Origin of the sequence: Sphingomonas sp. 4RDLI-65 (genome assembly GCF_049472435.1) — a bacterium.
GTDB lineage: Bacteria > Pseudomonadota > Alphaproteobacteria > Sphingomonadales > Sphingomonadaceae > Sphingomonas.
In genome coordinates this window covers 283,907-310,371 of record NZ_JBCEBT010000004.1, presented here as the reverse complement: position 1 = coordinate 310,371, position 26,465 = coordinate 283,907, and the positions used below count along the sequence as shown (strand labels likewise).

Here is a 26,465-nt window from a genome sequence, read left to right as displayed (position 1 = left end):
CCAATGCCTCCTGCGTCTCGAACAGTGGCATGCCTTCAGACATTCAAGGCGCTAAGAAATCAGAATGGTTTGGCAACCGGCCTGGAGCCAAAAGTCTGCGGACCTCTCCTCGCAAGAAACGAACCTCTCTGGGCTTGATCAGCAAAATCTGTGTCGGATGATCGCCGCTTGGGTTTCTTGAGGGCGGCCTCCCACTGCGCTCCAGTCCTGCATATTTTATCTGCAGTGACCGCACCGTCAACGGTGCGCCGCGGAACGCAGACAACCTTGGCCTTATCCGCGTCCGACAGATCATTATCGCGCGCTATGGCAGCAGCGGACATCGGCCCAAGGATCAAAGTTGCCATCACCACTGCAATCGCTTTCACCATCGACCGACTCCAACGCGTCACTGATATCGAAAATTAGCACTTAGCCCTTTGCCCGACAAGTCGAGCGTTGGGTCGAGTCTGTCAGCTGCAGACCCGAAATCTATCTGCCGTCTTCCCAAAAGCAGAGGCTACCCTTTCTCGACTCTTGGGAGCACCACAGACGCCCATTCCCGTACGACGCTCAGGTCGCGTTCTTGTGGGAGAAGGCGCAGGCGTTCGCCGACGCAGCGGGTCGGGTCGAGCCGGGCTAGAGCCCATATCGCTGCGCCTCGTACGACGACGGCTTCGTCCTCGATCAATCGCGACACCGGTTCGACCAGCGCCGGATCACCACTGTTACCCGCGGCGATCAGCGCGTTGCGGACCATCCGGTCGCGGCCGATGCGTTTGATAGGGGATCCTGCGAAGACGGTTCGGAAGCTGGCGTCGTCGAGGGACAGGATGTCCGCCAGTTCGGGCGCGACCAGTTCCGCGCGCGGGTGGAAGGCGAGGTTCGCGTTGGCGGCGGCGGCGAACTTGTTCCAAGGACAGACGGCCAAGCAATCGTCGCAGCCATAGATGCGGTTGCCGATTGCGGCGCGGAATTCGTGCGGGATCGGACCGGCATGCTCGATCGTCAAATAGGAGATGCAGCGGCGGGCATCGAGCTGGAACGGCTTCGGAAAAGCGGCGGTCGGGCAGGCGGTCTGGCATGCGTCGCAACTGCCGCAGGTGTCGATGCCGCCCTTGTCCGGTTCCAGGTCGAGCGTCGTGTAGATCGCGCCGAGGAACAGCCAGCTGCCATGCTCCCGACTGACGAGGTTGGTATGCTTGCCCTGCCAGCCTAGCCCGGCAGCTTCGGCGAGCGGCTTCTCCATAACCGGCGCGGTGTCGACGAACACTTTCAGGTCGAACGGCGGCAGGTCGCGCCCCGCCTCCGTCGCCAGCCACCGCCCGAGCGCCTTCAACTGCCGCTTCACGACGTCGTGATAATCCGGCCCCTGCGCATAGACCGAGATGCGCCCTACCCCGCCCTCGTCCGCCAGCCGCAGCGGGTCGTCCTTCGGCGCATAGCTGATGCCGAGCGCGATGATGCTGCGCACTTCGGGCCACAGGCCGGCGGGGCTTTCGCGGTGGTGCTTGCGCTCCTCCATCCAGATCATGTCGCCGTGCCGCCCGTCCGCCAGCCATTCATGCAGCCGTTCGCCCGCACGTGGCGCGGCATCGGCATGCGCGATTCCGCACGCGGCAAAACCCAATTCGGCCGCTTTGGCCTTAAGTCGGTGTTCCAGCTTGTCTTGCGCCACGTACGCCCGCTACCACGACGTCACCCTCGGGAGGAAGATTGCGCGTGAACGATGAATGGGCGGTCACCGCGAGCGGGATCGTGAAGCGGTTCGGCGACCGGCGCGTGGTCGACGGGGTGGACATCATGGTGCCGCGCGGCTCGGTGTACGGCGTGCTCGGGCCCAACGGCGCGGGCAAGACGACGACGCTGCGCATGCTGCTCGGGATCATCGAGCCCGACGAGGGGTCTCGCACGCTGCTTGGGCACGACAATCCGCGCGATGCTAGCGATCAGGTCGGCTATCTCCCCGAGGAGCGCGGGCTGTATCCGGCGATGAAGGCGCGCGAGGCGATCGCGTTCCTGGGGGCGTTGCGCGGGCTCGACTGGAAGACCGGGCGCGAGCGTGCGGTCGTACTGATGGAGGCCGCCGGGCTCGGCCACGCGGTCGACGAGAAGATCCGGAAGCTGTCGAAGGGCATGGCGCAGCTGGTGCAGCTGCTCGGCTCGGTGGTGCACCAGCCCGACTTGCTCGTGCTCGACGAGCCGTTTTCGGGGCTCGATCCGGTCAACCAGGAGCGGCTCGAGAAGCTGATCCTGAACGAGCGGGATCGCGGCGCGACGATCCTGTTCTCGACGCATATCATGAGCCATGCCGAACGCCTGTGCGATCGGCTCGCGATCATCGCCGGCGGCAAGCGGCGGTTCGAAGGCACGGTCGCGGACGCTCGGGGTATATTGCCGCAGCGGGTGCATTACACGCCGCATCGGCCCGATCCTGCGATCCGCGGCGTGCTGCCGGCGGATGCGGTTGCGGACGGGGATAGCTGGCGATTCGAGTTGCCTAACGAAGGAATCGAGAGCTTGCTCGTGAGACTGATCGACGCTGGATACGGGATTTCGGGGCTGTCGATCGAGCGCCCCGGCCTGCACGAAGCGTTCGTCCGGATCGTCGGGCAGCATGGCGACGTCGCGAAGGAGCAGGCGGCATGAGCCGTTTCCGCCGCACCCTACGCCAAACCTTCACGATCGCGCGGCGCGACTTCATCGCCACGGTGTTCACGCCGATCTTCCTGCTGTTCCTGTTCGCGCCCCTGATCATGGGATCGTTCGGCGCGATTGGCGGGATGGGCGCGGCAAGCGTCAGCGGCGGCGCGCAGGACAAGACTCGCATCATCGCGATCGTCCCCGCCGCGATCACGCGCCCGATCGCCGAGGCAGACACGCGGTTGCGCGGCATGTTCCGCGAGGATGAGGCACCGCCGGCGCTCACCACCGTCGCGCCGTTGGCCGACCCGGCGGCGCAGGCGCGCGCGGCGTTCGAGACCAAGGATATCGATGCGTCCGCGGTGCTCTACGGCCTGCTCGACGCGCCGCAGATCCTGTACGGACCGCGCGGGCGGCGCTCGGCGGATTATCTCGGGCTGCTCGCACAAACCACGCTCGCCGCGCAGAAACTCGGCGGTACGCTGCCGGCGATCGCCGCGACCAAGACGCAGGTCACGCGTTCGACCACCTCGGTCGGTGGCCAGCACCAATCCGCGTTCTTCGCAGTGTTCGGCATCTTCTTCCTGACGCTGTTCCTCTCGGGCCAAGTCGTCGGGACGATGGCCGAGGAGCGCAACAACAAGGTGATCGAGGTGCTCGCCGCCGCGGTGCCGCTGGAGTCGGTGTTTTTCGGCAAGCTGATCGGCATGTTCGGCGTCGCGGTGCTGTTCGTCGCGTTCTGGGGCACCGTCGTCACGCAGATCACGTCGCTGATGCCCGCCGCCGCGGCGGTCGCGCTGGGCGACCTGACGCCCGCGGTCGGCGCGCCGATGTTCGCGCTGCTGTTCGCCGCGTATTTCAGCATGGCGTACCTACTGCTCGGGTCGGTGTTCCTTGGCGTGGGGGCGCAGGCGACGACGATGCGCGAGATCCAGATGCTGTCGCTGCCGATCACGATCCTGCAGGTCGCGATGTTCGGGCTGTCGTCGGCAGCCGCCTCACGCCCCGGAAGCTGGATCGCGACGGTCGCCGAGCTGTTCCCGCTGTCGTCGCCGTTCGCGATGGCGGGGCGCGCGGCCAACTCGCCGGAACTGTGGCCGCATGTCGCAGCCCTTGCATGGCAGGCGTTGTGGGTGACGATCTTCATCTCGGTCGGCGCGCGGCTGTTCCGGCGCGGCGTGCTACAATCGGGCAGCGCTCGGCCGTTCTGGCGACGGAAGTCCAGGGCGGCGGTCTAACGCCTGCTCCGCCCCCCACCTCCATCCGTTCGCCCTGAGCGAAGTCGAAGGGTAGGTCCCGCGCGCAGGTGCTTCGACTTCGCTCAGCACGAACGGGATTGGTGAGAGGTACTACACTACTCAACCCAACCCTGTTGACATAAGTGTCAGCAAAGCCTTTCCTGTAGCAAAATACGGGAGAGAGACGATGGCGACTCTGGTGAGAGATGTAGCGCAACACGCGGTCGATCCGCTCGATGTGAGCCGCGCCGAGCTGTACCGCGACGATCTGTGGCAGGCGCCGTTCGCCCAGCTCCGCGCCGAGTCCCCGGTCCATTACGTCGAGCAGTCCGACTACGGGCCGTACTGGTCCGTCTCCAACTACAAGGGCATCGTCGAGGTCGAGTCGCTCCCCGATCTCTACTCCTCCGAGGCCGGCGGGATCACGATCGCCGATTTCGTCGCCGAGCGCGACGTCCGCATGCCGATGTTCATCGCGCGCGACCGCCCCGTGCATACCGGCCAGCGCCGCACCGTCGCGCCCGCCTTCACCCCCAGCGAGATGACGCGCATGTCGGGCGATATCCGCCGGCGGACCGCGGACATGCTCGACAGCCTGCCGTGGAACACGCCGTTCGACTGGGTCGATACCGTCGCGATCGAGCTGACCACGCAGATGCTCGCGATCCTGTTCGATTTCCCGTGGGCGGACCGGCGCAAGCTGACTCTGTGGTCGGACTGGGCAGGCGATATCGAGATCGTCAAGAACGAGGAGCTCCGCGGCCAGCGGCTCGCACACATGTTCGAATGCGGCGCGTATTTCAAAGGCTTGTGGGACGCGAAGATCGACAAGGACCCGACACCCGACCTGATCTCGATGATGATCCATTCGGACGCGATGAGCCACATGGATCACAACGAATTCATCGGGAACCTCATCCTGCTAATCGTCGGCGGCAACGACACGACGCGCAATTCGATGTCGGCGCTGGCTTATGGGCTCGACAAGTTTCCGGAGTCGCGCGCGAAGCTGGAGGCGGATCCGACGCTGATCCCCAATGCGGTGAGCGAGATTTTGCGCTGGCAGACGCCACTCGCGCATATGCGCCGCACCGCGACGGCCGATACCGAACTGATGGGGCAGCAGATCAAGGCAGGCGACAAGCTCGCGCTCTGGTACATTTCGGCGAACCGCGACGAGAGCGTGTTCGGCGACGATGCGGACGACATCGTGGTGGATCGGCCGAACGCGCGGCGGCATCTGGCGTTTGGGCACGGCATCCATCGCTGCGTTGGCGCACGGCTAGCCGAGATGCAGATCGCGATCCTGCTTGAGGAAATGGCAGCGCGGCGGATGCGGATCAACGTGTTGGCCGAGCCTACGCGGGTCGCGGCGTGCTTCGTCCACGGCTATCGCACGCTGCCGGTGGAGATCAGCAAATACTGAGGTCTGGCGTCACCTTATCCACCGGTTCGCGCGTACCTATATTCGAACCATGGAGACGAACATGACCCAGGACCGCCGCGCTTTTCTCACGCTTGCCGGGGCGGGTGTCGCCGGATTTGCGCTATGGGGGTGTTCGTCCGAGCCGGCTCAGGCGGCGGAGCGGTTCGAGGTCAACCTGACCGATGCGCAGTGGCGCAAGAAGCTGTCGCCGGATGCGTATGGTATCCTGCGCAGGGAGGGTACCGAGCGCCCCTATTCGAGCCCGCTCAACGGCGAGCATCGCGCGGGGATCTTCTCGTGCGGCGGATGTGCGCTGCCGAACTTCTCGTCGAAGACCAAGTTCGAGAGCGGGACGGGGTGGCCGAGCTTCTGGCAGCCGTTGCCGAACGCCGTGCGGACTCGGGTGGACTCGACGATGGGGATGGCGCGGACCGAGGTGCACTGCCGGCGGTGCGGCGGGCATCTCGGGCATGTGTTCGACGACGGACCCAAGCCGACGGGGAAGCGCTATTGCATGAATGGGGATGCACTGACGTTTAAGGCTGCATGACGGCGCTCTTCTGTTAGGGGGCCACCGCGGATCACTGCTAATCACGTAAAACTTGTTCTCCCGCGAAGGCGGGAGTCCAGACTGGGCTCCCGCCTTCGCGGGAGAACAAGGAAGGCGGACTGAGCGGCTATTAGGAGCTTAACTTGCTCCAAGAGTTTGCTGGCACATGCCCTTGCCTCAACACCTCCCCGGCGAAGGCCGGGGTCCAGTTGGGGGACGTTGTTAACGAAGGTGGCGCGCCGTTACGGTGGCCTCTCCACCTGGGCCCCGGCCTTCGCCGGGGAGGTGCATTGTGGGAAAGTAGAGACGCTGACCTGTCGGGGGGCGGGATCAGTAGCAAAACTTTAGACTGCTGACCTGAGCAGTGTGCGGGGAATGCCGGAACGAACCCAGCCTCCAATCGAAAGACGAACCTTAGTTCGCCTCGTTCACCAGCGTGAAGATCCCGCGAGGATCGGTCGGGCCGTGCTGGATCGTCGCAACCTGTGCGGCGTTGGCGCGCTGCGTTGCGGTGATGGTGTGGCTCGCGCTGGCCATCTGGTACGAGGGCTGTGCGTCGAGCGTGTCGCCAGCAGGCGCATGGCCCGAATAGATGAAACCCTTGGTCGGATAAGCCGAGGTGCCGAGGCCGCCTTGCGGGCCGTACCAGACCTTGACCATGCTCCAGTCGCCAGCGTCGGAAACATCGACCGCACGAACGTTGGTCTCGATTGCACCGCGACGCGACCAGTTGGCATGGGTGAGGAGGACTTCGCGGTCGCTGACGACCTTCGAGACCATCGCGACATGGCCGACGCGCATCCGCGAGGTCGGCGAGAAGGCGAGGACCGAGCCGGCCTTCGGGGTGTGGCCGCGCTCGTAGCGACCCTCGGCCTGGCCCCACCAGGTGTTGGCGTTGCCGCGGATTTCGATGCCCGAAACCGAGCGAGCGAACGTCACGCACTGCCAGAACTGGGCTGCTGCCGGTGTGGCCGTCATCAGGCCGCACGATACCACCAGCGCAAAACGCGCTGCTAACGCCTTGAAATTCATCGAGACCCCCCGGCCAAAACCCGTTTGTCACAGTCTGGCTACGGGAGGTTCGATTTAATTGAAACCCGGCCGGGAACCATATCCGACGAAGCGTGTTACCGCGCCGACCAACGCCCGAAAGGGCCAGCCAGGCTGGCTCAGTTCATGAGTTTCCAGCCGGTTATGCGGTCCACAGTGACCTGCGTGACCGCATGATAGCCCGGCCGCGCCTTGCCGTAGATGTCCATCGCCAGCTTGTGGCCCCAGTCGCCCGAGTCCATCAGCTGCTGGAACAGCGGCGCGACGAATTTGCGGCGGCCCTGCGAGGTGAGGAACTGCTCGGCCGAAGCGTCGGCGGGCGCATAGTGGTTGGCGAGCGCGAGTTGCAGCCAGGCGAAGCGGATCTCGGCATTGCCCGTGCTGTTCCAGCCAAACGCGGTGTCGAGCGTCTTCAACCGCTCGGCCGGGAGTTGCCGCGGGAGCTGCGTGATGAAGCGCGTGATCTCCTGCGTGGTCGCCTTGCCGGGAACGACGGATACCGGTCCGCCTGCGGCATAGGCCTTGGCCGCGGCATCGACTGCGGGGAACGCAGCGGACGTTACGTGAACCGCGTTCGCCGGGATTCCGGGGCTGTAGACCCACGCATCGACGCCGATCGTCTTGGCTTCGGCGGGGGTGAGGAGCTTCGACTTGAGGTCGGCGAGGAAACCCGCGCTGGTCTGCGGCTGGAAGGCGTGGCGGTCGAAATAGCTGCGGAGATAGGCATCCCACCGGGCACGACCGACCTGCTTTTCGATCGAGCGGAGGAACGCGGCGCCCTTGTCATAGGCGATCTGAGTCATGCCGTCGTCGGGATCGCGCGCGGCGTCGAGATCGAGGTGGAGTTGCGTGTCCTTGGCGGCGGGGCCACCGGCGTCCTTCACCGCGGCGAGCATGTCGGTCCAGGCGAGGTCGGCCTCCATGTCGGCGCGGCGCTTGCCGTAGAGCGCTTCCATGATCCGGTTCTCGAAGTAACTGGTAAAGCCTTCGTTGAGCCAGAAATCGTCCCAGGTCGCGTTCGTCACGAGGTTGCCCGACCAGCTGTGCGCGAGTTCGTGCGCGATCAGTGAGACGAGGCTGCGGTCGCCGGCGATCGCGGTCGGCGTGGCGAAGGTGAGCGTCGGGTTCTCCATGCCGCCGAACGGGAACGACGGCGGCAGGACCAGCACGTCGTAGCGGCCCCAGCGATACGGGCCGTATAGCCCTTCCGCCGCGGCGACGAACTTCTCGAGCTCGCCGAATTCATAGGCGGCCTTGGGGAGCGTGGCGGGTTCGGCCCAGATGCCGGTGCGCGGGCCGGTCGACTTGAACGCGATATCGCCGACCGCGAGCGCGATCAGGTAGGGCGCGACGGGCTTGTCCATCTTGTATTCGAACGTGCAGCGGTCGGCGGCGCAGGTCGGCTTGCCAGTCGCGAGTCCGCTCATCACCGCGGTGAGTTGCTTGGGGACGGCGATCTTCGCTTCCCAGGTCTGGCGGATGCCGGGGGAGTCCTGCGTCGGGATCCAGCTGCGGTTGAGGATGGCTTCGCCCTGGCTGAACAGAAACGGCTGCGTCTTGCCCGCGGTCTGCGCGGGAGTGAGCCATTGCAGCGCCTTCGCATCGGGGGACGAGGCGTAGGCGATGCGGATTTTCTTGGCGCCGTTTAGCGTGACGGTCAGTGGCGCGCCGTGGATCTTGTCGATGGCGCCGACTTCGTAGGGGAGCGGCTTACCGGCGGCGTCGGTGATGTTGACGATCTTCAGGCCGTTGTCGTCGAGGACGAGCTTGGCGCCTGGCTTTGCGAGGACGTCGAGCGTGGCGATGCCGCGCATGACGTGCGTGTCGAAGTCGGCGGCGAGATCGAGCGCGACATGCGTGACGCGCGCCTCGACGGGGCGGGCGTAGCTGTGCGGGTCGCGCGCGTCGGGGGTGGTGAGGATCGGGGCGATCGTCTGCGCGACGGCGGGGGATGCTAAGACGAGCGTCAGGGCGGTGGCTAAAGCGGGTGCGATACGCATGAGAACTCCGATGTCACCGTTCCCCGGCGGAGGCCGGGGCCCAGTTGGGTAGGTCCTCGTAATAGCGCGCCAGCCGATCAACAACCGTCCCCCCAACTGGGCCCCGGCCTCCGCCGGGGAACGCATTGCGTCAGGATTGCCGAACCGCTTCTGCTAGCCGCGCCAACCTTGCTTCATGCTCGACGCGCCCGAAGGGAAAGCGGGAGAAGAAGAACGCCGAGACGCACGCCAGCGCGATGTAGAGCCCCGCGTAGATCAGCGTGAGGCGGTCGATCGTGGCGACCGGCACCGTCCCCGGCATGGCCTTGGCCGGGAAGCCCGCCACCGCGAGGATCATGCCGGCGAAGAATATCCCGATCCCGCTCGTGCATTTCTGGACGAAGAACGAGCCGGCGAAGAACACGCCTTCCGACCTTCGCCCCGTCTTCGCCTCCGAATCCTCGACCACGTCGGCCATCATCGACGCGCCGAGGATGAACCCGGTGACGTTCGATGCGGTGCCGAGGATGAAGAACCCGAACAGCATCGGCAGTAGCGTGGGCTCGCCGACCTCCGGAAACACGCCGAGCATCCGCAGCCAATAGGGCGACGTGTTGAGCGCCGCGCCGAGCAGCACCGCGCCCATCGCCGCCTTGGGCTTGCTCCCCGTCTTGCCGAGCCGGGGTGCCGCCAGGAACGCGAGGAACACGCCCAAGAACAGCGCGATCGTCAGATAGACGAACACCGGCCCCTTGAAGCCCCACACATAGGTGTAGAGGTAGTTCGACATCGCATAGCTGATGCCCTGGATCGTGTACGCGCAGACGCCCGCAGCCATCAGGATCGCGAATGCGCGGTTCTTCACGGTCTGGCGAAGCTCGGCGAAGGACTCGCGTAATGTCTGGCGGACGATCGGCGGGTTGGGGAGATGCTTGATCTCGTGGTGCGTGCCGAGCGCGGAGACGAGGATCGCTACGCCGATGAACAGCGCGCCCGCTAGCGCGAAGCCGCCGTATCCGGCTCGGTTGAGCAGGCCGTTCGGGAACGCGGCCGTCGGCGCGAGGAAATACCGGTAGGCCGACAGCAGCATCAGCAACCCGCCGACCCAGCCGAACAGATAGCGATACGCCATAATCCGCGTGCGTTCGTCATAGCCGGAGGTGAGCTCGGGGGTCAGCGCGACCGAGGGAACCTCGTAGCAACTCACCGCGCTGCGCACGATCACCGCCATCGCGAACAGCCAGACCAGCGTCTGCGGCTCCGACATGATCGAGGGTGGGTTCCAGAGCAGCAGCCAGCCGACCATGATCGGCAGCGCGGAGGCGTACATCCACGGATGCCGCCTGCCCCATTTGGTCCGCGTGCGATCAGAGAAGAAGCCCACCGCCGGATCGACGAACGCATCGATCAGCAGCGCCATCATGATGACGAGGCCGACGGTGGCGGACGGCAGCCCGACGACCTGGTTGTAGAACAGCAGCAGGAACGTGCCGAACCCGGCGTCCTTCACCCCGTACGCGACCGCGCCGAAGCCGTAGCTCGCCATCGTGCCGTTCGAGAGGCGGCGGGCGGGGGCGGTCATTTCAGTTTGTCGAGTAGCGCGAACAGCGACGGTTGCGTAGGGTCCCAGCTTGGCCGCGTGCCGATTGTCATCCCGCCGTCGACGAGGATGTGCGTGCCGGTGATGAAGCTCGCATCGTCGCTGGAGAGGAAAGCGACCGCGGCGGCGATGTCCTCGCTGGTGCCAGGGCGGCGGATCGGCTGCGCATCCGCGGCGATATGCGCGATCATCGCGTCCGCCTGCGTCGTCTTGGCGGCGTCGAGTTCGAGCGTGCGCGTGAAGATGTTGGTGACGATGAAGCCGGGGACGACCGCGTTCACGCGGATCCTGTGCTGCGCGAGATCGGCGGCGGCTTGCTTGGTAAGGTGGAGAACGCCGGCCTTGGCCGTCGAGTAGGCGGTCGGCGCGTAGCCGGTGCCGAGCGCGGATACCGACGAGGTATTGACGATCGCGCCGCCGCCTCGTTTCGCCATGAGGGGTGCTGCGTAGCGGATGCCGAGCGCGACCGAGCGGAGGAGAAGCGCCTGTGTGCGGTCCCAGTCCTCGGGGGAGATCTCGCCGATCGGATCGCGCGAACCACCCGCACCGGCGTTGTTGAACAGGATGTCGAGCCCGCCCGCATCGTCGGCGGTTTGCATGAGCGCCTCGATATCGCCCGCCTGGAGCACGTCGGTGCGCTGGAACAGGATGCGGCCGCCGGATGCGTCGGCGAGCGCGTGGCCGCCGGCTTCGTCGATGTCGCCGATCAGCACGGTGGCGCCTTCGTCGGCGAGTCGGAGTGCGGTCGCCCGGCCGATGCCGGACGCGCCACCAGTCACGACGGCACGCTTGCCTGAAAACCTCACACGCACTCTCCTGCTCTTTTTTGCGAGCATAGTATGGCTTCCGCACTCGTCAATGATGACGAGTTCGAAAAACGGGTTTGCGGCGGACGGCGCTCGGCGATACCAAGCGGGCAAACATTCGGAGGATGCGTGATGGATACGACCAACCTGTTCCGGCTCGACGGCCGCGTTGCGCTGATAACTGGCGGCAGCCGCGGGATCGGCAAGATGATCGCCTCGGGCTTCATCGCACAGGGGGCGAAGGTGTATATATCGTCGCGGAAAGCCGATGTGTGCGAGGCCGCGGCCGCGGAACTCGGGCCGAACTGCATCGCGTTGCCGCAGGACGTCTCGACAGTGGCGGGGTGCAAGGCGCTGGCGGCGCAGTTCGCCGAGCATGAGTCGCAGCTCGACATCCTTGTGAACAATGCGGGGGCGGCGTGGGGCGTGCCGTTCGAGGAGTTTTCGGAGGTCGGCTGGGACAAGGTCATGGACCTGAACGTGAAGTCGCCGTTCTTCCTGACGCAGGCGCTGCATGCGGCGCTGAAGGCGTCGGGATCCCGCGCAAAGCCGGCGAAGGTGATCAACATCACCTCGATCGACGGGCAGCGGCTGAACCCGTGGGAGACGTACAGCTATCATGCGTCGAAGTCGGCGCTGATCTATCTGACCAAGCGGATGGCGGCGCGGCTGGTGACGGATTCGATCAACGTGACCTCGATCGCGCCGGGGGCGTTTGCTAGCGACATGAACAAGGCGGCGCGGGATCATGGGGACGCGGTGGCACAGGGGATTCCGGCGAAGCGGGTTGGAGTCGACGAGGATATGGCGGGGGCGGCGATCTATCTCGCGAGCCGGGCTGGGGATTATGTGATTGGGGAGACGATTACGGTGGACGGCGGGTTGGTGCATGCTTCGTTGGGGACGAGCATAGACGCGTGAGCTGATTCCCTCGCCCCTCCGGGGAGAGGGAGGGAGCAGCCGTAGGCGACGGAAGGGAGAGGGGCTGTTGGGATGAACCGTCCCGAGCCTCACTCCCCTCTCCCTTCCCACGGCAAGCGCCGCGGGCCCCTTCCCTCTCCCCGTAGGGGCGAGGGAGATTAGCGCGCTATGCCGCCTGCCGCGAGAACGGCTAGGGTTACAAGCTCGCTTGCCGTGCTCGTCATCGGCGCGACCTGGACCGGCTTTTCCATGCCGATCAGCATGGGGCCGATAACCGAGTCTCCACCCAGTTCCCGCAACAACTTCGCCGAGATATGCGCCGACTGAAGCCCTGGCATGATCAGCACGTTCGCCGGGCCAGACAGCCGCGCAAACGGATAGTTCGCCAGCTGCTTCGGATTCAGCGCAACATCCGGCGCCATCTCGCCCTCATACTCGAACCCGACCTTCCGCCCATCCAGCACCGTCACCGCATCGCGGATGTTATCGAGCCATTCGCCCTTCGGATTGCCGAAATTCGAGTAACTCAGGAACGCCACGCGAGGCTCATGCCCCATCCGCCGCGCAACCGCCGCGGTCTGCTCGGCGAAGTCGGCCAACTGCTCGGCAGTTGGGCGCTCGTTGACCGTGGTGTCGGCAATAAACACCGTGTGGCTCTGCCCGACCAGCAGGTGAATACCGAATGGCGTCTTCCCCGCGGCCGGATCGATCACGCGATAAATCTGGCGCATCGTCTCGCCGTAGGTGCGCGTGATGCCGGTGATCATCGCGTCGCCTTCGCCGAGCTGGAGCAGCAACGCGCCGAAGATGTTGCGGTCCTGGTTGACCATCCGCTCGCAGTCACGGCGGAGGTAGCCGCGACGCTGGAGCCGCGAATACAGGAAGTCGACCATCCGCGGGACGAGCGGCGAGACTCGGCTGTTGTGGAGTTCGAAGCTCTCGGGATCGGTGACGCCGAGCGCGCGCAACCGGTCGGGGACGTCGTCGCGACCGACCAGAACCGGGGTGCCGTAGCCGCCCTCCTTGAACGCGATCGCGGCGCGGAGGACGACTTCTTCCTCGCCCTCCGCGAAGATCACGCGCTTCGGGTGCGCGCGGGCGCCCTCGTATGCCATCGACAGCACCGATGTGGTCGGGTTGAGGCGGGCCCGGAGCGACTGGCGATAGGCTTCGATGTCGAGGATCGGCTTGGTGGCGACGCCCGAGGCCATCGCCGCCTTGGCGACCGCGACGGGGACGACTTCCATCAGGCGTGGATCGAACGGCGCGGGGATGATGTACGCGGGGCCGAAGCTGTGGCTGACGCCGTACGCCGCCGCGACTTCCTCGGGCACGCGTTCGCGGGCGAGTTCGGCGATCGCGTTGGCGGCGGCGATCTTCATCGCGTCGTTGATGCCGGTCGCGCGGACGTCGAGCGCACCGCGGAAGATGAACGGGAAGCCGAGCACGTTGTTGACCTGGTTCGGATAATCCGAGCGGCCGGTCGCGACGATCGCATCGGGGCGCGCGGCCATCGCCAGTTCGGGGCGGATTTCGGGTTCGGGGTTGGCCATCGCGAAGATGATCGGCGCGGGGGCCATGTCCTTGACCATTTCCGGCGTCAGCGAGCCCGCCGCGGAGAGCCCCAGGAACACGTCGGCGCCGACCAAAGCCTCGGTCAGCGTGCGCGTCTCGGTGACCGCGGCATGCGCCGACTTCCACTGGTCGACGCCCTCGCGGCCCTGGTAGATCACGCCCTTGCGATCGCACAGGATGACGTTGTCGCCGCGCACGCCCATCGCCTTGACGAGTTCGGTGCAGGCGATCGCCGCGGCGCCGGCGCCGTTGACGACGATCTTGACCTCGGAGAGTTTCCGCCCGGTGAGCAGGCACGCGTTGATCAGGCCGGCGGCGGTGATGATCGCGGTGCCGTGCTGGTCGTCATGGAAGACCGGGATGTTCATCCGCTCGCGCAGGGCCTGCTCGATGATGAAGCATTCGGGCGCCTTGATGTCCTCGAGGTTGATCCCGCCGAAGGTCGGCTCCATCAGCTCGACCGCGTCGATGAAGCGGTTCACGTCCTCGGTCTTCAGCTCGATGTCGATCGCGTCGACGTCGGCGAACCGCTTGAACAGCACCGCCTTGCCTTCCATCACCGGCTTGCTGGCGAGCGGGCCGAGATTGCCCATGCCGAGGATCGCGGTGCCGTTCGAGATCACCGCAACGAGGTTTCCCTTCGCGGTATAGTCGTAGACGGTCGCGGGATCGTCGTAGATCGCCTGCACCGGCACCGCGACACCGGGCGAATAGGCGAGCGCCAGGTCGCGCTGCGTCGCCATCGGCTTCGACGCGATGATCTCGATCTTCCCCGGGCGGCCTTCCGAGTGGAAGAGCAAGGCTTCGCGTTCGGAGAATTGCAGCGTTTCGTCGGACATGGGGCCTCGCGCGGTCGTTAGGTTTGGAGGACCTTCTAGGCATGTGGCCGCCGTTCGTCACCCCGGACACTTCGCCCTAGTGGGGTAGCCACCACCCCGGCACCACCCCGGCGAAGGCCGGGGCCCAATTGGGGGACGGCAGTAATGAAGGACTGTCCGTCATTACTCCCGCCTTTCCAATTGGGCCCCGGCCTCCGCCGGGGTGGTGATGGTGCGGTGTGGTAACAACTCCTTCTCCCGCTCGGGGAGCAGGTGGCGCGCCGGCGCCGGATGAGGGGCGGTTGGCGCGAGCGTCCGGCCCTCACGCCCCTCACACTCACCCGCTGCGCGCGGGCCTCCCTCTCCCCCGAGGGGAGAGGGGTTTTACGGGGCGCGGCTTTTCGCTACCCGCACCGTGATGCCCACTCCCGCCCCTACCCCCATGATGACGCAGTATCTCGGCCTGAAGGCGGAGGCGCAGGATTGCCTGTTGTTCTACCGGATGGGGGATTTCTTCGAACTGTTCATGGACGACGCGCGGATCGCGGCGGGGGTGCTCGACATCGCGCTGACCGCGCGCGGCGAGCATGAGGGCAAGCCGATCCCGATGTGCGGCGTGCCGGTGCATGCTGCGACGGTGTATCTGCAACGGCTGATCAAGGCCGGCCACCGCGTGGCGATCGCCGAGCAGGTCGAGAGCCCGGCGGAGGCGAAGGCGCGCGGTGGCTCGAAGGCGCTCGTCGCGCGGGCGATCGTGCGGGTGGTGACGGCGGGAACGCTGACCGAGGAGGCATTGCTCGACGCTCGGAGCGACAATTGGTGCGTGGCGATCGGCGAGGCCGGCGGGTCGGTGGCGATTGCCGCGGCGGACGTTTCGACCGGGCGCTTCGAGATTGTCGAGGTTGCGGGCGACGCGGTTGAGGCGGAACTCGCGCGGCTTGGCGCGGCCGAGGTCGTGGCGTCCGAGGCGGGCGCGTTCGAGGGGTCGGCGACGACGCTGCGACCGAAGATCGACTTCGACAGCGGCGCGGGCGAGGCTCGGCTGAAGCGGGTGTACGGCGTGGCGACGCTCGACGGGTTCGGGCAATTCGGACGCGCGGGGCTCGCCGCCGCCGGAGGCCTGGTCGCGTATCTGGAGCACAATGCGAAGGGCACGATGCCCTTCCTCCGCCCCCCGCGGATCGGGCGGGCGGCTGAGACGATGGCGATCGACGCGGCGACGCGGGAGAGCCTGGAGCTGACGTGTACGGCCGGCGGCATGCGGAAGGGGAGCCTGCTCGACGCGGTCGACCGGACCGTGACGGGGGCCGGCGCGCGATTGCTCGGGGCGGATCTCGGCGCGCCTTTGATGGACAAGGCGGCGATCGATGCGCGGCTCGATCTGGTGCGGCTGTTCCACGACGACCAGGCGGCGCGCGAGCGGTTGCGGTCGACGTTGCGCGCGCTGCCCGACATCGGCCGCGCGCTCGGGCGGCTGGCGGCGGGACGTGGTGGGCCGCGGGATCTCGGGCAGTTGCGCGACGGGCTCGACGGCGCGTGGAGCCTTGGCGAGCGGCTCGACGGGATCGCCGATCCGCCGGTTCTGCTGCGGGATATCGCGCCAAGATTGCGCGGACACGGCGCGCTGATCGACCTGCTCAAGCGCGCGCTGGTGCCGTCGCCGCCGATCGAGGCATCGGACGGCGGATATATCGCGGCAGGCTATGACGCCGCGCTCGACGACCTCCGCGACGCGGGCGCCGGCGGACGGCGGGCGATCGCCGCGCTGGAGGCCGAGTTCCGCACTGCCACCGGCGTTACGGCGCTGAAGATCCGGCATAACGGTGTGCTTGGCTATCATGTCGAGGTACCGGCGCGGGCGGCGGACCCATTGATGAAGCCCGAGAGCGGCTTCACGCATCGCCAGACGCTCGCGGGCGTCGTGCGGTTCAATACCCCTGCCCTGCACGAGGTCGCGGCGAAGGTGAGCCAGGCCGGCGCGCATGCGTTGGCGGCGGAGGCGGCGCATCTGGAGGAACTGACCGCGCAGGCCTTGGCCGGGCGCGAGGCGATCGCAGCGACCGCGGACGCGCTCGCACGGCTCGACGTCGCGGCCGGGCTGGCGGAGCGTGCGGCGGAAGGTGCCTGGGCGCAGCCTTCGCTGGTCGATCATGCTTGCTTCGAGATCGAGGGCGGGCGGCATCCGGTGGTCGAGGCTGCGGTGGCGAAGTCGGGTGACCGGTTCGTTGCCAACGACTGCAACCTGTCGGAAAGTTCGCGCCTCTGGCTCGTCACCGGCCCGAACATGGGCGGTAAATCGACCTTCCTCCGCCAGAACGCGCTGATCGCCGTGCTCGCGCAGGCCGGGTCGTATGTGCCCGCGACCAAGGCCACCCTGGGTCTGGTCGATCGGTTGTTCAGCCGGGTCGGGGCGTCGGACAATCTCGCCCGCGGGCGGTCGACGTTCATGGTCGAGATGGTCGAGACGGCGGCGATCCTCGCGCAGGCGACGCCGCGGTCGTTCGTGATCCTCGACGAGGTCGGGCGGGGGACTTCGACGTATGACGGGCTGGCGATCGCATGGGCGGTGGTCGAGGCGATCCATGAGGATAATCGCTGCCGTTGCCTGTTCGCGACGCATTATCACGAGCTGACTCGATTGGCGGAGCGGTGCGAGGCGTTGTCGCTGCATCATGTCCGCGCGCGGGAGTGGAAGGGGGAGCTGGTGCTGCTCCACGAGCTTGCCGACGGGCCGGCGGACCGGAGCTATGGGCTGGCGGTCGCGCGGTTGGCGGGGATGTCGCCGGTGACGGTGGCGCGCGCGAAGGCGGTGCTGGCTAAGCTCGAGGCTGGGCGGGCCAAGACTGGCGGAATCGCGGCGGGGCTGGACGACCTGCCCTTGTTCGCGGCGGCGGCGCAGGTCGAAGAGGTGGCGTGCGATGTGTTGCGCGAGGATCTGGCCAAGCTCGACATCGATGCGATGAGCCCGCGAGATGCGCTGGAGGCGCTGTACCGGTTGAAGGCCCTCGCCAACGAGGGTTAGCCCCTTCCTGCCATACGGGCTCGTTCCGGCATCCACCGTTCCGCGCAATCGAGAGAATCGAGTGTGTGGGACGGTGGGCCCCGGCCTCCGCCGGGGTGACGGAGTGGGTGGGATAGAGCGCAACCCACTAACCCTGCCCACGTCCTAGTATCTCACGATACGTCGATGCTAGGCGGCGGCCGGATTTAGCGGAGCGCGGGCCTTGGGCGGACATCATCACGGGCATTCCCACGACCACGGCCATTCGCATGGCCACGGCGGAAGCCATTCGCACGGGGGCCACAGCCACGCGCCCGCCTCGTTCGACAGGGCGTTCGCGATCGGGATCGGCCTCAACATCGTGTTCGTCGCGGTCGAGGCGATCGTCGGCCTGCGGATCGACTCGGTCGCGCTGCTCGCCGACGCCGGGCACAACCTGTCCGACGTGCTCGGCCTCGTCGTCGCCTGGGGCGGGACGATGCTGGCGCGCACCGCACCGACCAAGCGCTTCACCTACGGGCTGAAAGGCTCGACGATCCTCGCCGCGCTGACCAACGCCTTGCTGTTGCTGGTCGCGCTCGGCGCGATCGTGCTGGAGGCGTCGCAGCGCTTCTCCGATCCCGCCCCCACTGCTGGCCTCACCGTGTCGATGGTCGCGGGCGTCGGCATCGCGGTCAACGCGATCACCGCCTGGATGTTCGCGCGCGGGCGCAAGGGCGACGTCAACATCCGCGGCGCGTATCTGCACATGGCCGCCGACGCGCTCGTATCTGCGGGCGTGGTGATCGCGGGTATCGTGATCTGGCGTACCGGCTTCACCTGGATCGATCCGGCGGTCAGCATCGTCATCGCCATCCTCATTTTCTGGCAGACCTGGGGCCTGCTCCGCGAGACCGTCGAGATGTCGCTGTCCGCCGTCCCCCGCGGGATCGAGTTCGATCATGTCGACGAGGCGCTGTGCGGCCTGCCCGGCGTCACCAAGATCCACGATCTCCACATCTGGCCGATGAGCACCACCGAACCCGTCCTCACCGCGCATCTGGTGATGCCCGGCGGGCATCCAGGCGATCAGTTCCTCAGCGATGCGCGGACGATGCTCCACGACACATTCGGGATCGGCCATGCGACGTTGCAGGTCGAGACGGGCAGCGGCCATGATTGCTCGATGGCGGACGCGGCGACCGTCTGAAACTGGCGGTTTGAACTTTTCGGGTGCGGCGCGGGTTACCCTGACACAGATCAGGAGAGTATCTCATGAAGAAGCATCTTATCGCCGCGCTGATGTCGGTCGCAGTCGCCGCCCCCGCAATGCTGCCGACCGCAGCGACTGCTCAGCGTCACGACGACCGTCGGGACCGTGACGATCGTCGCGGCGATCGCAACGACCGCGGTGATCGCAACTGGCGTGGCGACCAGCGCAACTGGGATCCGTCGCGCAGCTATCAGAACGGCAATTACCGCGAGCGCCGTCTCGGTCGCAACGACCGCATCTATCGCGGCAATGACGGCCGCGCCTATTGCAAGCGCAACGACGGCACGACCGGTCTGGTGATCGGCGCGCTCGGTGGGGGCGCGTTGGCGAACCTAATCGGCGGCGGGACGCTCGGTACGCTGGCGGGTGCCGGTGGCGGCGCATTGCTCGGCCGCTCGGTCGACCGCGGCAACGTCAAGTGCCGTTGAGCCTTTAACCGGGTTTGAAAACGAACACGGCGGCCGAGCGATCGGCCGCCGTTTTTATGTCCGCGCTATAGGCCGTTCGTGCTGAGCGAAGTCGAAGCACCTGCGCCTTGGTCAGACCCTTCGACTTCGCCCAGGGCGAACGGACGGGTCTAGTACGCGCGGGCTACCGCGAACTCGACGGCTTCGACCATCGCGTCCTTGGCGTCACCATTGGGGAAGCCGCCGATCGAGTCGATCGCGCGCTGGCCGTAATGCCGCGCCCTTGCGAAGGTGTCGTCGATCGCGCGGGTCGAGCGAATCAGGCGGATCGCGTGCTGGAGGTCAGCGTCGCTGTCCCGGCGGCCCTCGACCGCGTCCTTCCAGAACGCACGGTCCTCGGCCGAGCCGCGCGCATAGGCCAGGATCACGGGAAGCGTCATCTTGCCCTCGCGGAAGTCGTCGCCCGCGTCCTTGCCCATCGTATCCGCGTCCGAGACGTAATCGATCGCGTCGTCGACCAGCTGGAACGCGATGCCGAGGTTCCGGCCGTACGCGTCGAGCGCAGCTTCCTCCGCCTCGGAGCGCTCGGCGACGACCGCCGAAATCCGGCAGGCGGCCGCGAACAGCGCCGCGGTCTTCGCGCCGATGATGTCAAGATAGCGTTCCTCGCCGAGATCGACGCGCCGCGCGGCGGTGAGCTGGTTGACCTCGCCCTCGGCGATGACTGCGCTGGTCGAGGACAGGATCTTCAGCGCCTTGAGGCTGCCCGCCTCGACCATCAGCTCGAAGCTGCGGCTGAACAGGAAATCGCCGACCAGCACGCTAGCCGGGTTGCCCCAGATGATGTTGGCAGTCCGCTTGCCCCGGCGCAGGTCCGAACCGTCGACGACGTCGTCGTGGAGCAGCGTCGCGGTGTGGATGAACTCGACCGCGGCGGCGAGCAGGTGATGCTGCGTGCCGGTGTACCCGATCAGCCGGGCGCTCGCGAGCGTCAGCATCGGCCGCATCCGCTTGCCGCCGCCGGCGATCAGGTGCCCGGCGAGTTCGGGGATCAGCGGGATCTCGGACTCCATCCGGCCGCGGATCACCGCGTTGACCTGGTCCATGTCGCCCGAGACGAGCTTGACCATCGGGTCCAGCGAAGGCTGGGACTCGGGATTGGGACGCAGGGTATCGAGGCGGTGGACGGTGGCGCTCATCTGCCCGAGCCTCTGCCGCCTATGCCCCTGCAAAGCAACCCTTGGTGCCTCTTGCCGTTCGCGACCCGTGCCCGCAAAAGGCGCGCCGAACCAATGAAAGGGTGCGTGGATGGCTGACGATCTGCTCAACGGATACCGCCAGAGCATCGACAATATCGATGCGGCACTGATCCATATGCTCGCGGAACGCTTCAAGGTGACGCAGGCGGTCGGGCGGCACAAGGCGACGCACGGCCTGCCGCCCGCCGACCCCGGCCGCGAGGAACGCCAGATCGCGCGGCTGCGGCAACTCGCGGCGGATGCGCAGCTCGATCCGGAATTTTCGGAGAAATTCCTGCGCTTCATCATCGACGAGGTGATCCGCCATCACGAGCGCCTCGCACACGACCAGGGTTGAGACATTCTGCCCCCCCCCCCCGCCAGGGGGAGGATCACGGATTTCAGAGACAGTCTGTGACGAAAACGTCACGCACCCTCCACCAGACGATCATCACGATTGGCGCAATCGGCAGCCGATGAGGGGCTTTCGTGTCATTCTGGTCGGATTCGCGGTCGTCGTCTTCGGCGCGGCCGGGGCGATGGCGTGGCTCGGCTATTTCGGCGGACCGTTGTTTACCGACGTGCCAACGACCGGCCCGCGCCAACGCGTCGCCGCGGTGTTCCTGTCGAGCGACATGGGGCTGCGATCGGGCATGGCGCCCGAGGTCATGCGCCGGCTGGCGGCGGATGGCGTGTCGGTCGTCGGCGTCAACACGCTCACCTACATGCGCAAAGCCAGGACGCCCGCGGAGGTCACCGCGCTGGTCGCGCGCGCCGAAGTGCGGGCGCTGCGGCTGGGCGATACCGACCGCGTCGTGCTGATCGGCCAGTCGTTCGGCGCGGACATGCTCCATGTCGGGCTGTTCGGGCTGCCGCCGAGCCTGCGCGCGAAGATCGCCGGCATCGTGCTGGTCGTGCCCGAGGACACGGTCGAGTTCCGCGCCTCGCCGGGCGAGATCCTCGACGCCTGGACGCCGACCACCGACGCGCTGCCGACCGCGCGCGCGCTGACCTGGGCGCCGGTGCTGTGCGTGTCGGGCATCGAGGAGCCTGCGAGCCTGTGCCCGCTGTTGACCCAGCCCAATGTGCGCCGCGTCGCGCTCCCCGGCGGTCACCCGCTTCACCGCGACGTCGATGCGCTCTACGCTACGGTCTCGCGGTTCGTATTCGCGCATTGAGGATCGACCGATGGTTGCACTGATGGCGCTTGCGATGATCGCGAGCAGCCCCGCCCCCGTTCCCACCACCTCGCCGGTGGAGGGCATCTGGCATAATCCGAAGAACAGCGTGGCGGTGAAGACCGGCGCCTGTGGCGACAGGCTGTGCGGCTGGGTCGTCCGCGCGAGCGACGAGGCGCAGGCGGATGCGCGCGACGGTGGCACGCCCAAGCTGATCGGCACGGCGTTGCTGCGCGAATACCGCCCGAGCGGTCGCAACAAATGGTCGGGTACGATCTTCGTGCCCGACATGGGCCGCACCTTCGGCTCGACGCTGATGCTGGTCGATGCGAACACGATCTCGGTCAAGGGGTGCCTGATCGGCGGGTTCCTCTGCAAGACGCAGATCTGGCGCCGCGGTTGACGCGCGTGTCGGGGATACGCGAGTGGATCGCGCACCGCCGCGGGATGCTGATCGCGCTGGCGGTGCTGGTGGTGGCGGCGCTGGGCTTCGCGGCGATCCACAAGCTGACCGCGGAGATCCGCCTGTCGGAGGTACGCGCGGCGTTCGCGGCGCTCGGCTGGCCGCAGCTGTCGGTGTCGATCGGCCTGACCGTGATCAGCTATATCGCGCTGACCTTCTACGATTCGATCGCGCTGCAGGTGATCGGCCATCCGCTACGTTGGCGGACCGCGGCGGTCGCGTCGTTCACCAGCTACACGATCAGCCACAATCTCGGGCTCGCGATGCTGACCGGGGGCTCGGCGCGCTACCGCGTCTACAGCCGCGCCGGGCTCGACGAAGCCGCGGTCGCCCGCGTCGTGCTGATCGCGGGCGTGACGTTCTGGGCAGGCGTCATCACCGTCGCCTGCCTGTCGATGGCGATCCATCCGGGCATGCTGCCGATCGTGAAGTGGACGATGCCACCGCTGCTGGAACGCGGTATCGGCATCGCGATCCCGCTGGCGATGGTCGGGATCGTGCTCCGGTACCGGCGCGGCGGATCGCTCGGGCTGTTCGGCTGGCGCTTGCCGCTACCCAACTGGCGGCAGGCGCTGGCGCTGGTGCTGGTGTCGACGGTCGACCTCGCAGCGGCGAGCGCCGCGCTGTTCGTCCTGCTGCCGAACGCCTCGCCCGAGCTCTATCCGGTACTCTTCCTTGGCTACGCGGTGGCGATCGTCGTCGCGCTGATCAGCCATGTGCCGGGCGGGCTCGGCGTGTTCGAGGCGGTGATCATCGCGACGATGCCGCAGGACAATGCGACGATCCTGGCAGCCCTGCTCGCCTATCGCATCATCTATTACGTCGCACCGCTGATCCTGGCGGCCGTGCTCATGGCGTTCCACGAGGGTCGGCAATGGCGAGACCGCGGCTCCGGTCCACTCACGATCGCGCTTCCCCTGGCACCATTGCTGCTCGGCGTGCTGGTGTTCATGAGCGGCGCGATGCTGCTCGTCTCGGGCGCACTCCCCGCCGCGCCCGGCCGCATGGACGCGCTCGCGACGATCCTCCCGCTGCCGATCAGCGAGATGGCGCATGTCGCGGCGAGTCTGGTCGGGGTCATGCTGCTGCTGGTCGCGCTGGGCCTGTACCGGCGGCTCGACGGCGCATTCTGGGCGGCGCGGACGTTGCTTGTCGCCGGCACGCTACTGTCGATCGCCAAGGGCCTCGATTACGAGGAGGCGACGATCCTGCTGCTGACCGCGGCCGCACTGCAATGGACGCGCGCGGCATTCTACCGACGGACGCGACTGACTGCCGAGCCGCTGTCACCCGAATGGCTGGTCGGCGTCGGCGCCGCGATCGGGCTGTCGGTGCTGATCGGCTTCTTCGCCTACCGCCATGTCGGCTATTCGAGCGACCTGTGGTGGCGGTTCGAGACCGACGCGAACGCCTCGCGCTTCCTGCGTACCAGCCTGGCGGTCGGGCTGTTGCTGATCGGCGCGGCGATCTGGCGGCTGTTCGCAGCGGCGCCTGTGCCCATGGTCCACGACGTGCTGCCCGACGACGTCGCGAAGGCGGCGCTCGCGCATGCCGACCGCACCGACGCGATGCTCGCCTTCACCGGCGACAAGCGCTTCCTGGTGTCGGACAGCGGCGATGCGTTCCTGATGTACCAGGTCAAGGGCGCGAGCTGGATCGTGATCGGCGATCCGGTCGGCCCGAGCGAGGCGTGGTCCGAACTGCTCTGGGCGATCCGCGCGCGCGCCGACGCCGCGCAAGGGCGGCTGCTGCTGTACCAGATCGGCCTCAGAATCGTGCCGATCGCGATCGAAATGGGCCTGAAGCTCGTCAAATACGGCGAGGAAGCGACCGTCGAGCTGGAAGGCTTCACGCTCGACACGCCCGACATGCGCAGCGTGCGCAAGGCCAGCCGCGTCGCCGAGCGGGCGGGGGCGGCGTTCGCGGTCGTGCCGGCCGCCGAGATGCCGGCGATCATCCCCGAACTGCAGGCGATCTCCGACTGGTGGCTGGCCGACAAGAACCATGCCGAGAAGAGCTTCAGCGTCGGCCGGTTCGAGCCGGGGTATCTGAGCAAATTCGACTGCGCGGTGGTGCGGATCGAGGGGCGCATCGTCGCGTTCGCCAATATCTGGGCGACGCCGAACAGGCAGGAGCTGTCGGTCGACCTGATGCGCCATGCCGAGGACATGCCGCAGGGGGGCATGGACTTTCTGTTCACGCGGCTGATGCTGTGGGGCCACGAGCACGGCTATCGCCATTTCTCGCTGGGCATGGCGCCGCTGTCGGGGATCGAGGCGCGGCGTCTGTCGCCGACCTGGTCGAAGGTGGCGGCGTTCCTGTTCCGCCACGGCGAGCGCTTCTACGGGTTCGCCGGCCTGCGCGCGTACAAGGAGAAGTTTCGCCCCAATTGGACGCCGCGCTACATCGCCTCGCCGGGCGGCACGTCGCTGCTACGCGGGCTGATCGATTTGCAGGCTTTGGTGAGTCGGTAAGGCCGCCGGAAGGACATCCGTCACCCCGGGCTTGTTCCGGGGTCCACCGTTCCGCGAACCAGATCTTATCGATTTTGCGGCACCGTGGATGCCGGAACGAGCCCGGCATGACGAAGATGGCTTTAATCCAGATATCGATCCGTTCTAGGGCGCTCCTATGAGCTTCCTAATGGCAATCGAAGGCGCCGACGGCGCGGGCAAGGCCACCGCCTCGGCACTGGTGGTCGAGCAGTTGCGTGCCGCCGGCCGCACTGCCGAAATCGTGTCGTTCCCGCGCTATACCGAGACGGTCGGCGGCTGGGCGCTCGGCGCGATGCTGGCGGGGACGCTGCCGCGCGGCACGTCGCCAAGGGCGGCGGCGGTGCTGTACGCGCTCGACCGGATGGAGTCGCGCGATCACCTGCTGGCGACGATGGCGGCGAACGACGTCGTGGTGTTCGATCGCTACACCGCCTCGAACATGGCGTATCAGGCGGCGCAGGTGCCCGCCGACGAGGCGGACGCGATGATGGCGTGGATCGCCGACCTCGAGACGGGGTCGTTCGCGCTGCCGAAGCCCGACCTGTCGGTGTATCTCGACACCCCCGCCGCGATCGCGCGCGGACTGATCCTGAAGAAGCGCAAGCGGTCGTACACCGACGATGCGTTCGACGCCTACGAGGCGGATACCGGGCTGCAGGACCGCGTGCGGACGAATTACGCGGCGATGGCGAAGGCCGGGTTGCTGGGGCGCTGGGCTACCGTTTCGACGGTGACGGACGGCGCATCACGGCCACCCGCCGAGATCGCCACGGAGATCGTCGCCCTCCTCCCCTAAGGTTCCCCTGCGAAGGCGGGGGGCCAGGACCACGCGCCCAACGCTGCTCGATCCCTACCCGGTCGAGCGGATCTTCGACACGCCGAGCGACCAGCGCACGATCGGGCTTACCCTCCGCGTCCGCCATTGCGTATGAGGCGGGCCATGACGCTATCGCCGGACCCCGCGCTCCACGCCACGATCCTGCTCGCCAAGGACCAGACCGGGCGCGTCGGGGCCGACCGGATCGCCCTGCTCCGCGCGATCCGCGACGGCGGCTCGATCACCAGCGCGGCGAAGGCCGTGGGGCTGAGCTACAAGGCGGCGTGGGATGCGGTGCAGGTGATGAACAACCTGTTCGACCGCCCGCTCGTACTGCCAACAGCCGGCGGCAAGGATGGCGGTGCGAGCCCGATCACCGAGGCGGGGATCGCGGTACTCGACGGCTATGCGGTCGCCGCCGCCGAGCTCGCCGGCGCGATGGCGCGGATCGAGGCGAGCGTGTCGAACGGGCTGTCGTTGAAACCGCTGTTATGGGGAATCGGGATGAAGACGAGTGCGCGCAACGTGTTGCGGGGCACGGTGTCGCGGGTGACGCCGGGAACCATCGATGCCGAGGTGACGCTGAGCGTGGCGGAGGGTGTCGAGATCGTCGCGACCATCACGCGGGGCAGCGCCGAGGATCTCGGGCTGGTACCGGGCGCGACCGCGCTTGCGCTGATCAAGTCGAGCTTCGTGATCCTCGCACGCGGCGACGAGAGCCTGCGAACGTCGGCGCGCAACACGCTGGCGGGGACCGTGATCGCACGCGAGGATGGCGCGATCTCCAGCGAAGTGACGCTGGAACTGACGCGCGGCAAGACGCTCACGGCGACGCTGACGAAGGAGAGTGCGGACGCGCTCGACCTGCAGATTGGCACGTGCGCGCTGGCCTTGGTCAAGGCGAGTCATGTGATCCTGGCAGTGGAGTAGCGACGTTCGATCAACTCGGCACCACCCCGGCGAAGGCCGGGGCCCAATTGGGAAACGTCGCTAACTAAGGTCAGCCCTCCGTTACCACGACCTTTCCAA

22 protein-coding genes are annotated in these 26,465 nt (G+C 67.0%); 14 read left to right on the top strand and 8 right to left on the bottom strand.

Annotated features, from left to right (window positions below; translation table 11 throughout):
- Positions 1-59 precede the first annotated feature (59 nt).
- Together VH567_RS11955 and queG are read right to left on the bottom strand one after the other, a co-directional pair.
- The gene (locus VH567_RS11955) at positions 60-371 is read right to left on the bottom strand and encodes a hypothetical protein (RefSeq protein ID WP_423326368.1); all 312 of its coding nucleotides are present in this window, start codon (positions 369-371) and stop codon (positions 60-62) included.
- A gap of 128 nt (positions 372-499) precedes the next feature.
- Complete coding sequence (gene queG, locus VH567_RS11950; RefSeq protein WP_423326366.1) at positions 500-1,657, bottom strand: tRNA epoxyqueuosine(34) reductase QueG; 1,158 nt, start codon at positions 1,655-1,657, stop codon at positions 500-502.
- Positions 1,658-1,701: 44 nt separating this feature from the next.
- Between queG and VH567_RS11945 the strand changes: the two genes are divergently transcribed.
- From VH567_RS11945 to msrB, 4 genes are all read left to right on the top strand, one after another.
- Complete coding sequence (locus VH567_RS11945) at positions 1,702-2,628, top strand: ABC transporter ATP-binding protein (RefSeq protein WP_423326364.1); 927 nt, start codon at positions 1,702-1,704, stop codon at positions 2,626-2,628.
- Positions 2,625-3,860 (top strand): ABC transporter permease, encoded by a 1,236-nt coding sequence (locus VH567_RS11940; protein WP_423326362.1) that lies wholly within the window; start codon positions 2,625-2,627, stop codon positions 3,858-3,860. Before VH567_RS11945 ends, VH567_RS11940 begins: the two co-directional genes overlap by 4 nt.
- A 187-nt stretch (positions 3,861-4,047) precedes the next feature.
- On the top strand, positions 4,048-5,286 hold the full coding sequence (locus tag VH567_RS11935) for a cytochrome P450 (RefSeq protein WP_423326360.1): 1,239 nt from the start codon (positions 4,048-4,050) through the stop codon (positions 5,284-5,286).
- Between the two features lie 61 nt (positions 5,287-5,347).
- A complete protein-coding gene (gene msrB / locus VH567_RS11930; protein WP_423326358.1) occupies positions 5,348-5,836 on the top strand; it encodes a peptide-methionine (R)-S-oxide reductase MsrB in 489 nt (162 codons plus the stop codon).
- Between the two features lie 414 nt (positions 5,837-6,250).
- Here the strand turns inward: msrB and VH567_RS11925 are convergent, their stop codons facing one another.
- The 4 genes from VH567_RS11925 to VH567_RS11910 all read right to left on the bottom strand — a co-directional run bounded on the left by VH567_RS11925 (position 6,251) and on the right by VH567_RS11910 (position 11,271).
- Positions 6,251-6,868, bottom strand: a complete 618-nt coding sequence (locus tag VH567_RS11925; protein ID WP_423326356.1) for a CHAP domain-containing protein — start codon at positions 6,866-6,868, stop codon at positions 6,251-6,253.
- A 137-nt stretch (positions 6,869-7,005) separates the two neighbouring features.
- Positions 7,006-8,886 carry a M1 family metallopeptidase gene (locus VH567_RS11920; protein ID WP_423326354.1) on the bottom strand — a complete coding sequence of 627 codons (1,881 nt, stop codon included), beginning with the start codon at positions 8,884-8,886 and terminating at the stop codon, positions 7,006-7,008.
- Positions 8,887-9,016: 130 nt separating this feature from the next.
- Positions 9,017-10,447 carry an MFS transporter gene (locus VH567_RS11915; RefSeq protein WP_423326352.1) on the bottom strand — a complete coding sequence of 477 codons (1,431 nt, stop codon included), beginning with the start codon at positions 10,445-10,447 and terminating at the stop codon, positions 9,017-9,019.
- Positions 10,444-11,271, bottom strand: coding sequence for an SDR family NAD(P)-dependent oxidoreductase (locus VH567_RS11910; RefSeq protein ID WP_423326350.1), 828 nt, complete (start codon positions 11,269-11,271; stop codon positions 10,444-10,446). Before VH567_RS11910 ends, VH567_RS11915 begins: the two co-directional genes overlap by 4 nt.
- 132 nt (positions 11,272-11,403) lie before the next feature.
- Here VH567_RS11910 and VH567_RS11905 point away from each other — a divergent pair, with 132 nt between their 5' ends.
- The gene (locus VH567_RS11905; protein ID WP_423326348.1) at positions 11,404-12,192 is read left to right on the top strand and encodes an SDR family oxidoreductase; all 789 of its coding nucleotides are present in this window, start codon (positions 11,404-11,406) and stop codon (positions 12,190-12,192) included.
- A 158-nt stretch (positions 12,193-12,350) separates the two neighbouring features.
- On the opposite strand, the gene VH567_RS11900 is transcribed toward VH567_RS11905, so the two are convergent.
- A complete protein-coding gene (locus VH567_RS11900; protein WP_423326346.1) occupies positions 12,351-14,606 on the bottom strand; it encodes an NADP-dependent malic enzyme in 2,256 nt (751 codons plus the stop codon).
- 421 nt (positions 14,607-15,027) lie between these two features.
- Between VH567_RS11900 and mutS the strand changes: the two genes are divergently transcribed.
- The 3 genes from mutS (at position 15,028) to VH567_RS11885 (ending at position 19,266) form a co-directional block, all read left to right on the top strand.
- Positions 15,028-17,607, top strand: coding sequence for a DNA mismatch repair protein MutS (gene mutS / locus VH567_RS11895; RefSeq protein WP_423326544.1), 2,580 nt, complete (start codon positions 15,028-15,030; stop codon positions 17,605-17,607).
- 202 nt (positions 17,608-17,809) lie between these two features.
- On the top strand, positions 17,810-18,775 hold the full coding sequence (locus tag VH567_RS11890; RefSeq protein ID WP_423326343.1) for a cation diffusion facilitator family transporter: 966 nt from the start codon (positions 17,810-17,812) through the stop codon (positions 18,773-18,775).
- A 65-nt stretch (positions 18,776-18,840) separates the two neighbouring features.
- On the top strand, positions 18,841-19,266 hold the full coding sequence (locus tag VH567_RS11885) for a glycine zipper 2TM domain-containing protein (RefSeq protein ID WP_423326341.1): 426 nt from the start codon (positions 18,841-18,843) through the stop codon (positions 19,264-19,266).
- A gap of 149 nt (positions 19,267-19,415) precedes the next feature.
- On the opposite strand, the gene VH567_RS11880 is transcribed toward VH567_RS11885, so the two are convergent.
- On the bottom strand, positions 19,416-20,444 hold the full coding sequence (locus VH567_RS11880) for a polyprenyl synthetase family protein (RefSeq protein WP_423326339.1): 1,029 nt from the start codon (positions 20,442-20,444) through the stop codon (positions 19,416-19,418).
- Between the two features lie 109 nt (positions 20,445-20,553).
- On the opposite strand from VH567_RS11880, the gene VH567_RS11875 reads away from it, so the two are divergent.
- From VH567_RS11875 to VH567_RS11850, 6 genes are all read left to right on the top strand, one after another.
- Complete coding sequence (locus VH567_RS11875) at positions 20,554-20,841, top strand: chorismate mutase (RefSeq protein ID WP_423326337.1); 288 nt, start codon at positions 20,554-20,556, stop codon at positions 20,839-20,841.
- Positions 20,842-20,959: 118 nt separating this feature from the next.
- Positions 20,960-21,661 (top strand): AcvB/VirJ family lysyl-phosphatidylglycerol hydrolase, encoded by a 702-nt coding sequence (locus tag VH567_RS11870; RefSeq protein ID WP_423326335.1) that lies wholly within the window; start codon positions 20,960-20,962, stop codon positions 21,659-21,661.
- Between the two features lie 10 nt (positions 21,662-21,671).
- Positions 21,672-22,064: a DUF2147 domain-containing protein gene (locus tag VH567_RS11865; RefSeq protein ID WP_423326333.1), complete on the top strand. Its 393-nt coding sequence runs from the start codon at positions 21,672-21,674 to the stop codon at positions 22,062-22,064.
- 5 nt (positions 22,065-22,069) lie between these two features.
- Complete coding sequence (gene mprF / locus VH567_RS11860; RefSeq protein ID WP_423326331.1) at positions 22,070-24,598, top strand: bifunctional lysylphosphatidylglycerol flippase/synthetase MprF; 2,529 nt, start codon at positions 22,070-22,072, stop codon at positions 24,596-24,598.
- 169 nt (positions 24,599-24,767) lie between these two features.
- On the top strand, positions 24,768-25,415 hold the full coding sequence (locus VH567_RS11855) for a thymidylate kinase (RefSeq protein WP_423326329.1): 648 nt from the start codon (positions 24,768-24,770) through the stop codon (positions 25,413-25,415).
- 144 nt (positions 25,416-25,559) lie between these two features.
- On the top strand, positions 25,560-26,366 hold the full coding sequence (locus VH567_RS11850; RefSeq protein WP_423326327.1) for a TOBE domain-containing protein: 807 nt from the start codon (positions 25,560-25,562) through the stop codon (positions 26,364-26,366).
- Positions 26,367-26,465: the final 99 nt, after the last annotated feature.